The sequence below is a fragment of the Enterococcus sp. AZ109 genome, assembly GCF_051714625.1.
In the GTDB taxonomy this organism is placed as follows: Bacteria; Bacillota; Bacilli; order Lactobacillales; family Enterococcaceae; genus Enterococcus_A.
This window is the reverse complement of record NZ_JBIOSF010000002.1, coordinates 744898-760146: the sequence shown is the minus strand read 5'-3', so window position 1 is coordinate 760146 and position 15249 is coordinate 744898. Positions and strand designations below refer to the sequence as shown.

Annotated in this window: 14 protein-coding genes; 1 reads left to right on the top strand and 13 read right to left on the bottom strand. The window is 40.2% G+C overall.

Annotated features, from left to right (window positions below):
• Positions 1 to 10 precede the first annotated feature (10 nt).
• The 8 genes from IGI42_RS20280 to IGI42_RS20245 all read right to left on the bottom strand — a co-directional run bounded on the left by IGI42_RS20280 (position 11) and on the right by IGI42_RS20245 (position 8794).
• Positions 11 to 1054 (bottom strand): zinc-dependent alcohol dehydrogenase, encoded by a 1044-nt coding sequence (locus IGI42_RS20280; RefSeq protein WP_438717852.1) that lies wholly within the window; start codon positions 1052 to 1054, stop codon positions 11 to 13.
• Positions 1055 to 1070: 16 nt separating this feature from the next.
• The gene (locus IGI42_RS20275; protein WP_438717850.1) at positions 1071 to 1901 is read right to left on the bottom strand and encodes a PTS system mannose/fructose/sorbose family transporter subunit IID; all 831 of its coding nucleotides are present in this window, start codon (positions 1899 to 1901) and stop codon (positions 1071 to 1073) included.
• Positions 1894 to 2658 carry a PTS mannose/fructose/sorbose/N-acetylgalactosamine transporter subunit IIC gene (locus IGI42_RS20270; protein ID WP_438717849.1) on the bottom strand — a complete coding sequence of 255 codons (765 nt, stop codon included), beginning with the start codon at positions 2656 to 2658 and terminating at the stop codon, positions 1894 to 1896. Before IGI42_RS20270 ends, IGI42_RS20275 begins: the two co-directional genes overlap by 8 nt.
• 25 nt (positions 2659 to 2683) lie before the next feature.
• Entirely contained in the window at positions 2684 to 3160 is a 477-nt protein-coding gene (locus tag IGI42_RS20265; protein WP_438717848.1) for a PTS sugar transporter subunit IIB, read from the bottom strand.
• Between the two features lie 32 nt (positions 3161 to 3192).
• The gene (locus tag IGI42_RS20260) at positions 3193 to 3606 is read right to left on the bottom strand and encodes a PTS sugar transporter subunit IIA (RefSeq protein ID WP_438717846.1); all 414 of its coding nucleotides are present in this window, start codon (positions 3604 to 3606) and stop codon (positions 3193 to 3195) included.
• Positions 3607 to 3623: 17 nt separating this feature from the next.
• Complete coding sequence (locus tag IGI42_RS20255; protein ID WP_438717845.1) at positions 3624 to 5525, bottom strand: BglG family transcription antiterminator; 1902 nt, start codon at positions 5523 to 5525, stop codon at positions 3624 to 3626.
• A 27-nt stretch (positions 5526 to 5552) separates the two neighbouring features.
• Positions 5553 to 6389 carry a class II aldolase gene (locus IGI42_RS20250; protein WP_438717844.1) on the bottom strand — a complete coding sequence of 279 codons (837 nt, stop codon included), beginning with the start codon at positions 6387 to 6389 and terminating at the stop codon, positions 5553 to 5555.
• A 470-nt stretch (positions 6390 to 6859) separates the two neighbouring features.
• Positions 6860 to 8794, bottom strand: a complete 1935-nt coding sequence (locus IGI42_RS20245; RefSeq protein ID WP_438717843.1) for an FAD-dependent oxidoreductase — start codon at positions 8792 to 8794, stop codon at positions 6860 to 6862.
• A gap of 192 nt (positions 8795 to 8986) precedes the next feature.
• Here IGI42_RS20245 and IGI42_RS20240 point away from each other — a divergent pair, with 192 nt between their 5' ends.
• Positions 8987 to 9823 carry a MerR family transcriptional regulator gene (locus IGI42_RS20240; protein WP_438717842.1) on the top strand — a complete coding sequence of 279 codons (837 nt, stop codon included), beginning with the start codon at positions 8987 to 8989 and terminating at the stop codon, positions 9821 to 9823.
• 196 nt (positions 9824 to 10019) lie between these two features.
• Here the strand turns inward: IGI42_RS20240 and IGI42_RS20235 are convergent, their stop codons facing one another.
• The 5 genes from IGI42_RS20235 to IGI42_RS20215 form a co-directional block, all read right to left on the bottom strand.
• A complete protein-coding gene (locus IGI42_RS20235) occupies positions 10020 to 11018 on the bottom strand; it encodes an rRNA adenine N-6-methyltransferase family protein (protein WP_438717841.1) in 999 nt (332 codons plus the stop codon).
• A gap of 556 nt (positions 11019 to 11574) precedes the next feature.
• The gene (locus tag IGI42_RS20230) at positions 11575 to 13089 is read right to left on the bottom strand and encodes an FGGY-family carbohydrate kinase (RefSeq protein ID WP_438717840.1); all 1515 of its coding nucleotides are present in this window, start codon (positions 13087 to 13089) and stop codon (positions 11575 to 11577) included.
• A complete protein-coding gene (locus IGI42_RS20225; protein ID WP_438717839.1) occupies positions 13082 to 14482 on the bottom strand; it encodes a PTS galactitol transporter subunit IIC in 1401 nt (466 codons plus the stop codon). The genes IGI42_RS20230 and IGI42_RS20225 overlap by 8 nt, the downstream gene beginning before the upstream one ends.
• A 1-nt stretch (position 14483) precedes the next feature.
• Positions 14484 to 14771, bottom strand: a complete 288-nt coding sequence (locus tag IGI42_RS20220; RefSeq protein ID WP_438717838.1) for a PTS sugar transporter subunit IIB — start codon at positions 14769 to 14771, stop codon at positions 14484 to 14486.
• 12 nt (positions 14772 to 14783) lie between these two features.
• Positions 14784 to 15248, bottom strand: coding sequence for a PTS sugar transporter subunit IIA (locus IGI42_RS20215; protein WP_438717837.1), 465 nt, complete (start codon positions 15246 to 15248; stop codon positions 14784 to 14786).
• Position 15249 lies beyond the last annotated feature (1 nt).

The window sequence follows — 15249 nt, the reverse complement described above, 5'->3', positions numbered from 1 at the left end:
CTACTCTCTTTTAATCAAAAGTAATAATCGTTTTTAATGTTTCCGGCCGCAGCGCGTACTCAAAAGCATCCACCGCATCTTGGTAATCAAAGGTCTTATCCAATAATGCTGTAATATCCACCAGACCTTTTGCGATCAGTTGAACTGACCGATAAAAGGTGCGAATTGTTGGACTCACCGTTCCTGTGATGACTTTCTCGTAAGAATGAATGGCGCCCATATTCGTTGGAACTGGATCGTTTGGATGCAAGGAACTAAATACAAACGTCTGACCACCGGTGGCGGTAAAATCCATCGCCTGTTGGGCAATCACAGGAATAGCAGTTGTATTAAAGACGACATCGGCGCCTCGACCTTCTGTTTGTTCTTTGACAAACGCCACCGCATCCCCTTGCGTTGGATCAAAGGTCACATCCGCCCCAAGCTTTTCAGCCAGCACGCGTCGCTCTTCATTCGGTTCGCTAACAATTACCCGCGCCCCCTGCAGCTTCGCCAGCATCACGTGCATTAAGCCCATCACACCGCCGCCGATCACCACCACATCTTGTCCAAACAATATCTTCGCCCGTTCGACACTGTTGACTACACAAGCCAACGGTTCAGTGAAGGCACTGTGGGTAAACGGAACGTCTTTAGGATACTTGTACAGATCACGACTTTTCACTGCAATATACTGGGCCATTCCGAAGAATCCGGAAATGCCATCAGGTTTTTGGAAAGTTGGCGATGAAGCGACTTCGACACATAAGTTCTCCCGGCCAATTTTGCAGTAGTGGCATTCGCCGCAAGCTGGGATGATATATTTCACCACATGATCACCCACCTGGAAATGTTCGGGATTGACTTCAGAACCGATCTCCACGACTTCCCCACTAAATTCATGACCGCCTACCCGGGGGAAGGAATAAACCGTATCCCCCAAATAGTCGCGAATATCATTGGTGCACAAGCCGTTTGCCCGCACCTTCATTAAGACTTCATCTTTTTCAATGACCGGTGTTGGCAGTTCTTGAATCTCTAACTGCTTCACACCCGTTTCTACAATTGCTTTCATGCTAAAAATCTCCTGTCTATCCTAGAATTCCTAAGAAGCCGGTCACAATCCCAAATACAACAATCAAGCCGATCACTTTTAGTGAAGACCAGCCGCGTTTCATCAACCAGAAAATCAGCATAGTGAAAGCAAACGGTAAGATATTCGGCATAACGGCATCTAAGAATTGTTCTTGAACTTTGAAGGTCGTAGTTGAGCTGGTGATTTCCAAAGCCACATGCATTTTTACATAGCTGGAGATCAAGCCGCCCATTACCATACAACCCATGATTTCAGCACCCCGCAACACCTTGTTCAGGATGCCTTTTTCTAGGAAGTCCATAATCGCATCGGCCCCGGCTCGATACCCAAACATAAAGTTGGCATAACTCATCCCCCAAGCAATCGCAATGATCGCTACTGCATAAATAATAGAGCCCCAGATAGTACCTTTTAACGTCAAGTCAATTGTGATTGCCAACAAAATCGGAATCAGTACCCCTTGGAAAATCGTATCGCCGACCCCTGATAAAGGTCCCATTAAAGAGGTTTTCAAACTAGTAATAAATTCATTTGGGATTGCCACACCTTTAGCTTTTTGTTCCTCTAAGGCAATAATCATCCCAATAATACAAGAACCAAACTCGATGTGTACATTGAAGAACTCGATTTCTCGTTTCATCATTTCTTTTTTCTTTTCTGGATCATCATTGTGCAGTCGTTTTGAGATTGGTACAAAAACGTGGGCTACTGCTTGTCCCATCATGCGTTCGTAGTTGTAACAGGTTTGCGGCAAATTTTCCCAAATCAGCCAAGAGCGAATCAAATCTTTTTTACGGATCAAACTTCCTTCGACTTCTTTACTCATAGATTTCGTCCTCCCCTGAATCAGAATTGTTTCCAGTCGCTTGTACATAGATCAGTGCTGTCAAACCTGCGATAACACCCAATGGCAATAGATCTAGTCCGGAATAAGTGGCCAAGATAAAGCCTAAGAATAAGAACACTCGTGCTTCGCCTTTGAAGATGTATTGCAAGGTAATTGCTACCCCAAGCGCTGGCATCATACCACCAATAACCGTGAAGATTGTCAAAGCAGTTCCACTTAACGCTTCGATGAAACCAGAAATGTAACTAGCGCCAAAGTAAGCGGCCAAGCCACAAGGGATAATGGTTATTAAAGCGGTCATTAATTGTGGGAATAACACATTTGCTCGCCAAATTTTGTGGTATTCGCCTTTTTCAATATAGTTGTCGGCCACGTGAACAAAAACTGAACCAAATGTCATCCGTCCATACCATACAATTGTCCCCAATAATCCAATCGGAACGGCTACTGATAATGCTGTTTCGGCATCCAATCCGCCAGTAATCGCAAACGCAGTTCCTAAAATACCTGCTAAAGCCATGTCGGCTGGCATTGATCCGCCTGCTGAGATGAACCCTAAGTAGACCAAGTTAATTGACGCCCCAGTCATTGCTCCCATCAGTGGATCGCCTAAAATAATTCCGGTAATAAGTCCGCATACTAGTGGTCGCTGCAATGACCACAACCCCACAAAGGGCAGATTTCCTATGGCTAGGAAATAAACAAACCCACATAAAAATGCTTGAAAGACTGACATACATTTTTCCCCCTTTTTTTGTAAATTACAATAAGTTCGTAATCTCGATTAACCGTTGTTCTGGTACTAACTGATAGAACACATGAATGCCTTTATCCACCATTTGACGAATCGCTTCAATTTCAGCCTCGTCACAAGCGACATTTTTAATAAACGGCTTACGTTCGTCGCGAATCCCCATGCCTCCTAGATTTACTTGCGGCAGCTCAATCCCTCCTTCAACTAATTTTGCATAGGTAATCGGTGTTTTCGTTAAGAGTAAAATCCGTTCTTTTTCATTGAAAGGTTTCTTCAATTCTTCGATTCCTTCTTCAACAGTGAAAGCATCCACTCGTACTTTCGTAGGTGCTAACGCTTTCAAAATCCGTTTTTGGAACGGATCGCTGGCCACAACATCATCAATGATGACAATGTGATTAATGCTGAAGCTTGGTGTCCAGGCTGTGACTACCTCCCCGTGAATCAATCGATCGTCCACTCGTGCAAATACAATGTTTTTCATTTTTCTCGCTCCTTTTGTTTTTATTTTCAAATTTACTCTTCTAAATTAACGCCTAAATAATTATTTACATCAATAAAGGTTTCTGATGCTTGGTCTAACAGCTTAGCGCTGATATCCTCAGCCGTAAGTTCCTCATTCATTCTAGACATGAAAGCTTCCAACACCATCGGCAAGTTCATTCCAGTGATATGTCGGATTGGATAGTCTCCCATTAAACCAACCACAGCGTTAAAAGGGCTGCCGCTAAACAAATCAGTAAAACACATAATGTCTTTGCCGCCGCCAAATTCCTCAATCGCTTGTTTCACTTGATCCTTCAATCCGCCAATATCATCGGTGGGATAAAGCCCAAACGCTTGTACATCCGACTGTTCACCAACGATCATTTGGGCACTTCCCAGCATACTTTTTGCCAGGTCTCCGTGAGATACAAAAATATACTTCATTCTTCATCCTCCTAAAATTAAATGTATTCCTCTAACAGCTGTGATAAATTCTCTCTGAAATTCTCGAATGTTGGCTCTTTAATCAAACGATCCACAAAGCCCTTCTCCTGAATAATTTTTGCCAGATAGTTCCACAACTGAAACACTTTTGCGTTGTTTTTCTCGATGGCGACTAGCATTACTAGACGGACTTTGTTGCCATCTATGTCCCAATCCAATGGTTCCTTTAATAAAATGACAGATACAAATGTCTCTGCCAGAATCGGATTAATCGGATGAGGAAGTGCGATGCCATTACCGAAATAACTGCTGCCTAATCCTTCTCTTAATCCTACTGCTTCTCTTAACTGAAAGACCTTGTTCCCCACCTTAGAAACAGAGTTGGAACAGATTTTATCTAAGACTTCTTCCTTATCAGCAAAACTGCCATAATCAAACAATTCTTCATTGAACAAATTCACGATTTCGAATTTATCGTTAAATCCATCAATAGCTAATTTTATTTTTGAATACTCCGCTTCACTTGGGAAAAAACTGATCAAAATGGCACCGATATTTTCTGTTAGCTCCGTTTGTTCCGTGGTAAAAATCACATCATAGTCTTCTACATCAATCGAACTTACCTCGTGGGTATTCAATAGAGTCAGTACCGTAATTTCATTGGCAAACCAAGTGGCAAAACGTTGCCGCAGCAGGACACTTTCGCTGCGCTTCAAGCTGGTAATGATCAAGATCCGCTTTTTACCAGATATATCATTGTATTTTGCCAAGTATTGATTGAAGTAAATCGCCAGATAAGCAATTTCATCTTCTTCAATCCGTTTACCAATACTTTCTTGTAGTAATAAACACATGTAGGCAGCAATATCAAAGGCTAAAGGAAAGGATTGCTTGATATGATCCAGCAATTGATTGTCATTTTGAATATTGTATTCAATCCGAGTTAACAATGGTATCAAATGTAGCGCCAGCGAAATTCGCAGATCAATTTCTTGGGTGAAATCGATGTCGAATTTTTCCTTAATTTCCCTTAATGTATGCAAGATAAAGGTATTGACCTCTTCAGAGATATAATCATCGTTCTCATAATCACTTTTTCCTTTTATATAGATCGCTAAATTGAGTATTTCTTCATGAGAGACCGTAAAAAAGTAACGCTCAGTCAATTTAGCAAAAATCTCATTCGCCACTTCAACTTCTGATTCAAAATCACCGGTTGTGTCCAATTCATGAGAACCAATATAAAATCCATTTTTCATTCGCTTAATAGCTGTTTCAATATGGACGATCAAATTTTGGAACAGCGTCTCTGAGATATGGTAATGATGCTTCAACAGTACACTGACTAGGATTTTCTCAATATCTTGTCGCAAATTTTCCTGTTTCTTCAAGTTACTCTGATTCTGATGGTTATCCATATGTCCTAGCTTCAAGAGACATTTTCGCTTGTTGTCTTCACTGCCGACTATTGAAATCCCCGAATTGCGTTTGCGTTCGATCTCCAACTGGTAGCTACTCAAAAGCTTGTCGGCTTCTTTTAAATCAGAATTAAGTGTTGATGCTGAAATGAATAGTTTATTCATCAAAAATTGTCGGCTAACTGGTTTCATTTGATGCAGTAACAGTACGCACAATTTTCGAATGCGATCTGATTGGTTTTGATCGTTTAAAGGTTCTGTTTGTGCCATGATCATTTTATATTTCTTCTGATCATGAATGATGAGCTTACTTCCTTTGGACGCTACTGACACCAACTCTGCGTAGTCCTTTTTTGTTAGTTCTTCACGGACCTGTTTGATATCCGTTTGAACCGTTCGTAAGCTGATTCCAAATTTATCTACAAAATAATCAGCAGTTAAAAAAGAGGGGCTGTGCTTTTCAAACTCTTTCACAATTTCTCGTTGTCTTTTGTTTAACACGATGATCCCCCTCACGTTTCTTTCAATCTATTTCCCATTTACTTCTGCGATAATCGCTTTTACTCGTTCCTCTACATTCACGATTGCGTCTCTTGACAGTGCCATGATATCGAATTCGTTGTGGTTTTTCTCATAGGCTTGTCCGAAGGTCCGTATGAAGGCTTGACGTAGATCTGATCCGTAATTTACCTTGATTAAGTTCTGCTCCTTGGCTTTTCTGACTTGATCAAAAGGAATGCCTGATCCACCGTGTAAAACTAAAGGTACCTTCGACAGTTGGGCGATTTCTTCTAAAAGTGGAAAGTCTAAGTTAGGCGCTAAGTCCATCCCATGAACATTGCCGATCGATACAGCTAGTAAATCGCAATTGGTGCGTTCTACAAATTCTGCTACGTCGTTCGGATCTGTCTTGGCATCCTCTTCAGAAATATGGTCATCTTCTTTGCCACCAATTGCGCCTAATTCCGCTTCAACTGGAATCCCGTAGAAATGACAATACTCAACCGTTCGTTTAACTTCTTCGATATTTTCTTCAAAAGGTAGATGCGAGGCGTCCACCATGATGGAAGTAAACCCAGCATCGATGCAGGCTTTTACGTCTTCAAAGCTTTTCCCATGATCCAAGTGCAGCGCAATTGGCGTCGAGACATCCTGCATGACTGACTTCACCATATCGGCAATAATTTTCGGACTGGATAGCTTCAAGTTGCTGGATGAAATGGCAATGTAACCACCTAACCCAGTCGCTTCGTAGCCTTTAATAATTGCGGCGGTTAATTCATAATTTGTTGTATTGAATGCAGGTAAAACTAAGCCCTTTTCTTTCGCGTAATCCATCAGCTTAAACCCATTCACAAGTTGCATTGCTTAACCCTCTTTCTTCTCTTTCTACGTCTATCTTATACCGAAAAAGAAAGTCTTAGGAGCAACAAATTGCAGGATTAATCCTGCAATTACTACGAATAAAAGAGTCATTTTAATCAAAAATACCCCTTTTATTTCACATTGCGACTCGTAATGGTTGTTTTCACATCAAGGTGTTTCCTTAATTATATAGGCTTCCGCTAACCATCGACATCTTAACTTCCAACGAACAACTGATTGCATGATATTAGTGCAATTATTCCTTCGTAAAAGTGAAGAAATAATTGATGTTGTAGTAGTAAATGTTTTGTTTCCTCTTTTTTAACTTTTGAGAATAAAAATAGGAACCCCTGAGAGCTCCTATTTTGAACCATTTCAATGAAAGAAACTGTTGGTTTTGCTTGTAGCAATTGTCTCAAAAACAATCAGATACTATTGAACTGTCCAACTAATGTCTAATTTGTAAGCTATTAGGCAAAATACCCAGCATCAAAACCTTCAGTAGCAGCTTCCATTGCATTTCGTGCTTTTTTAGCATCCCCAACAATGACCAATTTATCTCCCATTGTTTTCAAAGCTTCGACCAAGTGACTATTTGCATGATAGCCCATGGAAACAACAATTGCATCATAAGGCAATTTTTCTATTGTACCATTATGTTCTATTATCAAATCCGTATCTGTGGCTTCAATTACCTTGGCATCATTTTTTAATACGACTTTGTGATCTTCTAAGAATCGTCTCATACCGATATAACGAGTCCCATCCGTCTGTGCCGCCATGGTATGAGCCATTTCAACCACAGTAATCTCCCCGCGCTCTGCATCTGCCAGATACATGGCAGTTTCGATACCAACTTCACCCCCGCCAGCAATAATGATTCTCCCTTCTACTTGAACCTTACCCAACAAAATCTCTCGGGCGTTTACCACCTTTTCACTATCAAAACCAGGTATTTTAGGCATGTTTGGCAATCCTCCAACTGCAACAATTACTTTGTCAGCGTTGAAATTCATAACATCATCTGTTGTTGCTTCTTTGTTCAACACCACTTCAACATTACTCATTGATGCGATATCTTTCTGCATAGCAATAATATAAGACGCAAACTCACCTTTTCCTGGAGGACAAATTGCCGTTAACAATTCTCCACCTAATTTTTCTTTATTTTCCCAAAGCGTTACTTGATGTCCGCGTCTTCCAGCTGCGAGAGCAGCTTGCATTCCAGCAGGCCCACCACCAATTATCAAGACCTTTTTACTCTTTACTTTATCTGCAAATGTGTATTTGTATTCATTACCTAGTTCCGGATTGATACAGCAACGGATAGGAATCTGTTTTACTACATAGCCAGTGCATCCTTGAACGCAGCGAACACAAGGACGAATACGGTCAAATTTTCCTTCTTTGGCCTTATTAGGCATATCTGGATCGGCCAGAGAACATCTTGACATACCGATAAAGTCGGCGGTCCCATTCCTCACCATTTGCTCAGCCATCAATGGATCGTCAATACTGTTAACAGCCATCACTGGAATGTCCACAATCTCCTTAAGTGCCTTGGCATTTCCGGCTGTCCATCCATGGGCTTGTGGGGCAACTGATACTTGAGCAAGGTTGTACGTTCCATAGATACCGTTGGAGCAGTTGATCGCATCAACTCCCCAGGCTTCTAATTCCATCGCTATCATTTTACTTTCTTCTAAAGTCCTTCCGTCATAGGTATGTTCATCTGCAGAAAAACGCACCATGATCGGAAAGTCACAGCCCACATTCTTTCGTACTTCCTTATAGACTTCCTTCAAAATACGAATACGGTTATTGAAACATCCACCATACTCATCTGTTCTCTTATTTTGAGTATAAGATAAAAATCCTGCAATACAGTAGCCATTGCCAGCATGAATTTCAACTCCATCAAACCCGGCAGTCTTTGCGTTTTTTGCGGTAACACCAAAATCTAACACTAACTGGTTAATTTCTTCTATGGTCATTTCTTCAGTCATCTGACGATTCCACGGGCAGGCACTTGGAGAGGCACTTTTTGTGGGAGCTCCACCATTTACTGCACTATTGGCTTGTCTGCCTGCATGGTACATCTGGCAAAAAATCTTACTGCCATGTTTATGGACAGCTTCAGTTAACTTCGTATGTCCTGGAATCATATCTTCTTTACAAATTTTTGCAACCCGGGCATATCCACCAGCATGTTCATTTACTGCATAATCCTCAGTAATAATTAGCCCATATCCACCAGCTGCTTTTGCTTCATGATATTTGATATATTGATCCGTAGCGTAGCCATCTTCAGTACACATATTCGTAACCATTGCTGTTACTGCAAATCGATTCGGTATCGTGCATGTCCCAATTTCAAATGATTCCAACATCTTATTTAACTTCATAAATACTACCTCCTACTTTTTCATTTAGTATGAATCCTACAGCTTATGTAGAGTCAAGTGAAACTTTTAACAAGCGACTTATTTTCTCTCTAACAATCACTCTACTTATCTGACTAACTCTTTCAGCTGTAGTGTCCTAGTTTTTGAATAAAAACCGTGTTAAGGTATAAAGTGAAAATAAGGAGGTTTCCTATGAACAAAAAATATAAGATTGGCGATATTTCAAAATTGCTTAACATTCCTGTTCAAACCTTGCGTTTTTATGAAGAAAAAAAGATAATCAGCCCTTCTAAGGATGACAAAAGCGGTTATCGCTATTATGATGCCTGGACAATTAATGATTTGATGGATGCTCTAATATTGCGAAAATGTGATTTTTCCCTGCAGCAAACGGAATCTATTATCAAAAATCAGAGTTTAGATAACGTATGCGAAGAATTCGATAAAAAAGAGGAAATACTGCTCGATAAAATGGATACTTTAAGAGCCATGTTAGACGCCGTTTCTACGTCACGGATGAAAATGCAAAATTTTAAATACTATCTTGGAAAAGTCATAAAATGCAAAAATCCTGACTTAGTTTTCCATCGGTATCGTGAGAAAGACATGCTTCAAACTTCTGAAAAGAGCCAAGACCTAGAATCGCTATCAAAAGAGTTAACACCTTGGATTGAAGCCCTTCCAGCAGCAATCCCAACATTTTACATTCCATTCCCTAGCTTAAATCATGTATCAAAACAAGAGACTCCTTATTGGTGGGGCTTTTCTATCGCTTATGAACTCTCATCGAAATATTATCTGCAACCCGGAAATGGTAATGAGTATATACCATCTGTAAACGCCATATATACTGTTTTTGAAGCCAATGAAGAGGGCACTTTTATCAACTCATTCTATGAACAGGTTTATACTAAAATAGTTGAAGAAGGGTATATAATCTCCGGGAGCCCTTTTGGACGGCTTATTGCAAAAACCCAACAAAGCAATACTTATAGACGCTATTTCGAAGTTTGGGTCCCTATTAATTAGGTATTATTTAAAAGGACGTGGCTGTGACATAAAACGTCACAGCCACTGAAAACCGAATAATCGGTGTGACTGAAGTAGCTCTTTCGGAAATAAGCCGCATAATCGCAAAAATATGAGAAGCTGTTTTCGGATTATGCGGCTTATTTCTCGGAGCTGAACACTTCTGTCACAACCTCGCTCTGGAAATACAGATTTTCTACTTTAATAGCTCATGTAACTCTTCGTCACTCAAGTATTCTAATCCCCGTCGCAATAGCACATTGTATTTTTGATCATTCAACAAATAATCAAATTTCTTCTCGGATTTCATCTGTTTTTTTGTTTTTATTAAAGCAGTCGTTTCCCTATACTCATCCTCCTCTAGTTCCCAGGTGTTAACTGGCGATTTGTTAATAGATAATCGCACGCCATTTGATCTTGATCCTCTTATTTTTGTATCATTCCTGATAAGGTCCTGAATCAATTGAGATAGCTGCATATTATTCAAATCATATATATTCTTTGCTCCTATTGCTGGTGTTGTGAAATTAGAAAAACTAGCCCCACGAAAATTATATTTTTTTGTATTATAGACCTTTGCCTGAGCCATTAATTTATGATAAACACTGTTGATTGCAGGAGATATCCCTTTCTTGTCAGTCAAAAATTCTCCCATAATACGATCCACAGATGTTCTTTTTTTCTTAGGCTTAAGCGTTACTAGAACTGAGGTTACTGCTGGTTCAGGGTAAAACGCGGTACTGGGAATCACAGTAATAATATCTATATCAAAAAAAGCATGTGAAATTGCTCCCATAATTCCAAATTCTTGATTAAACAGTCTACTGTTTCCCTCCGTCACTTTGATGGGCGCTACCATTTTTCGAACCGAGTTTTGCGATAATACCAACGTGAGACTCTTAAGTTTTGATGACTTTGGACTTTTTGAGTTAGAGCTTAGTGCACCTGTACTTGCTAAATTAACTAAAAATGGCTCAGTAATAGTATATGGTAAATTTGCTATAAGCTTGTCATAGCCTGAATAATCAAAATCTAGAGCATCCCCCTCTATAACTTCCAAATATTCAGTATCGCTATATTTATTTTTCAGGAAACATGCATAATAACTGTCTTTCTCGATAACGGTTAGAAGACTGCCACTTTTTGACAGATAATCTGTAAGAGCCCCTTCACCACCACCGATTTCTACAATCACTTCATCGTCTTAAAGATCCGCCACCTGATAAATTCTTTCTAATAGTTGATGATCTTTCAAGAAAAATTGATCCTTTCTGGGATTTGGACTTTTTTGTTTTACTTTCATGTTGATTTCCTCCTAAAGTGTATTTGGATTTGACTAGAAACTGTCAAAATTCTTACAGTTCAATCAGTAAAATGTTAATCTCTACATCTAATGGAGAGTCAAACGCAAAATAAAAAAAAGTTGTATTTTCTAAAATATCGGTTCAAAAGATTAGATAAACCGAAAGCAACTCTACTCAAAAAACCATAATAAAGCCAAAGAGAACTTCTCTTGAACCCAGCTGTAACTTGCTGCTTTGTTAATGAATAAAGTAACTTTGCCAAGTATCATATCTCAGATAAGCGAAGTACTACATAGAATGATCATTCAGACTCAAAAGTTCAATACTAAAAAGATGCGAAGATACTTTTACAATATCTAGCGTGCTATAAGGCTAATCTAAATTATTTTTAACCTTCGTATTCGCGTAAAAATAGGAACCCAAAAGAGCTCCTATTTCACTATCCATTTAACTAAAAAATATATTTTTCGTTTGTACTGCTGAACGGCTGTCCTGACCGTTGTACTGCTCATCCACCAAAAAACGTTTCTTCTCATATAAATAGGAATATTTGTCCAATAATTGGTTAAAGGACTGGACCTGTTTAATATTTGGATGAATCGTTTTGTATTCCAGCGGATAATCAAAATCGGAATAGGCTGCTTTCAAAGCGCCGAAGGATACCGACTCCTCCATGTTAACTAGGGCAATTTCTTTATTTAAAGCATCCGCCTTCAGCTGCACCCACAATGGATTTTTCACCACCGGTCCAATCGCAATCATCCGATTGACCCGATCCATGGGAAAACAGTTGGCTACGTGCTTCATCTCTAAGCAAAGCCCCAGAAGAATTCCCAAGAGTACATCTTCTCTTCGGGTATCGAGACTGATTCCATACATTAAGCCACGGGAGTTGCCGTTTTTAAAGGGGGCGCCTGATCCATTCAAGTGGGGGATCAAAATCACCGGGTCCTCCAAAGAAATTTCGTTTGCCAAATAGCGCTGATACAAATGATGACAATCTGCTTCGAACACTTCTTTACTGACGCTGAAGAAATGCTGATACCACTCAAAAGCGTTGCCTCCGGTTGGCATCGATGAAAACAAGGTATAGTATTCAGGCGCCGTAAAAATCCCGTTGGACAAAGATTCGTTGAAGGCTTTACTATTCAGAAAGGGATGCTCATCGATCAGCAGCAGCCCTTCTGTCGTACCGGTGGAATTCAGCAAGTCTCGAGGGTGTAGGTTAATCCCTAAGGCCCCCACCATGTGATCGTGCCCGGCGATCCGCACAGAGATCTCTTCCCCTTGGAATTCAGGGACTATCCCGGTTGTGGTGTAACCTATGATATCACCAGATGCCATTACCTCAGGAAATCTGATCAACTCCTGCAGTTGAAACATCGCTAAGACTTCACTGGACCATTGACGCTCGTTCAGGTCAAAGCCCATGGTTCGACTAGCCATGGAAAATTCCGTCTTCATTTCACCAGTTAAATAGTAGGAAAATAAATCCGGCACATTCAACCAGGTGTAGGCTGGCTGAATTAAATGCAAATGATCCACCAGCCATTTAATCTTAGGAATGCTGTAATTGGAGTGAGCCGGCAGTCCTGTAATTTCATAAATCCGCTGTTTCTGCGATTGACTTAAGTGACTCACGTAATCGGCGGCCCGTTTGTCGTACCATGCGATCAATGGAGTAACTACCTGTCCGGTGGAATCAACTAAAACTCCTGCTTCACCCACACTGGAAATGTTGATTGAATCAACATTTCCAGGATACTCAGAAATAATATTTTTCAAGATTTCCAACAATTGATTCCAGATTTTTGGCAAGTCGAATAACTCTCCAGAGGCATCGCATTCTTTTGTCGTTTGAAAGCTTTCCCGCAAAACAAGTTTACCGGTCGCAATCTCAAAAAGGGATACTTTAGAATTGGTTGTTCCGATATCAATTGTGATGGAAAACTTTTTAACCATTGATGGACTTCCCTTCTGTAGCAGAAGCATCTTCGGTTATATGTGTTTGTTTGTAAGTGGCTTTGTACACCCAGAAAACAACGATACCGATCACCGGAATTAAGATTAATGCTAAGATATTCCCGTTAAAGATTTGAAGAATCCAGTAACGCAGTGGATTCCCACCATCTAAGAAGCTGGAAACCATGCCACTTGATCCTTCAGGAAAACTGAAGTTGACATCTTTTGCCATGCCGGTAATAAATGGTGCGATTGCCGAAGCAATGTACAAGTCACCAATCATAATCGGAATTGCAATCAAGACCGCTCTAAAGACATTTCCTTTGGTAGAAAGAACCACCATTGAAGCCATTACTGCTAAGTTAGCCAAGTCCCCTAAAGGTAAAACGGTGTTGCCTGGTAAAATAAAGGCTAAAACAACGGCAATTGGTGTTAACAGTAAAGCCGTTGAAATAATCGCTGGGTTCCCAACCGCTACCGCAATATCCAAACCGATATACAAATCATCACGATCTGGGTAACGATTGTTCAAGAATTTCTTGATAGCCTCAGAAATCGGCAGCAAGCCTTCCATCAAAATTCGAACCATCCGTGGCAAGATAAACATTACTGCACCGATACTGATACCCATTGATAAAATATCTTTCAAATCATATCCAGCAACAATCCCTAAAAGCAGTCCTAAGATTGTCCCAACCATCATCGGTTCACCAAAAATACCAAAGCGTTTTTGGATACTTGCCGGGTTGATATCAATATTTCTAATTCCCGGAATCAAGTCGATAATCTTATTACCAATTAAACCAATTGGGAAAAAGGTGATCGCTGATACAGTAGGAAAGGACATACCTTCTAAACCGAAGTATTCTTCTCCCATCGGAGCAGCCCAATCCGCCATTTTTAACACGATGATGGCAATTAAAGCTGACGCCAATATTCCCAACCAGAAACTTCCTGTGCTATAATAAACGAGTGTACCTGCCAGCGCAAAATGCCAGTAATTCCACATGTCGACATCGACAGTCTTTGTTTGGTTAATTGCCAACATCACAATGTTGATTAACATGGTCATTGGAATCACAAAGGGCGCAATGGGTGATCCCCAAGTAATTGCTGATAAAGGCGGCCAACCTAAGTCAACTACTGGAAGATTAATCCCGGTTTGCTCAACCATGGCTTGTGCTGCAGGTCCCACACTATTGGTTAAAATATCAAAGATTGCATAAATCCCCACAAATCCGATCCCGACAGTCAGCGAAGCGCGCAATGCCTTTGCTGGCTTTATTTTGAATACCAGCCCTAAAATGAACAAGACTAGCGGCAGCATAACAGTCGGTCCAAATCCTAGAATATACTGAACAACGTCGTATAATGCTTGCGTAATATTCCCCATATTATTCTCCTTTTAATTGTTCGTAAATGGCATTCAAGACTTTTTCTTCACCAATACCGGTAATTAAAGGTAATCCGTTGATGACTGGCGTTTCTAATTCATAAGGAATTTTGGTGGTTGATACGATCAAGTCCGCATCATCTGAGTTCGCTTGAACGGAAGCTACGTTGGTTTGTGAGTAGTTGATATTTTGCATTTCTTTTTCTTTTAGAAATTCCATTACCTTTTCTGTTACCGCTGTTGAAGTCGCAATTCCTGTTGCACATACAAATAATAAATTTTTCGCCATGTTCATTTCCTCCTATAATCCGATTTCTTCTTTTGCTATTTGATAAATCTCTTCTTTGCTGCCTGCTTTAATTCGTTTCAACAAATCCGCATCTGGCAAAATGCCCATTAATTTCTTTAAAATGTTCAATTGTTTATTGGACTGACCTAAGGCTAGTAAAAAGACAATCGATACCTCAATCTTGTCATCATCCATGCCGCCCATGACTTCCATTTGAATCGGTTCTTTTAACGTTGCGATGGTTACACGATGATTGTTGACATATTTCGCATCCGTGTGGGGAATTGCTACGCCAATAGGTTCGGTTGGTAAACCGGTTGGAAAGTTTTCTTCCCGTTTGATCACCTGCAGCGGAAATTCTTCCACGACATCTTGATCTTCAATTAACGGCTGAGCGATTTGGGTAATTAAATCGGCAAAATCTGTGGCAGCAACGTCGACAAAAATATTTTTTTCATTGGTTAACGCATCATTCATT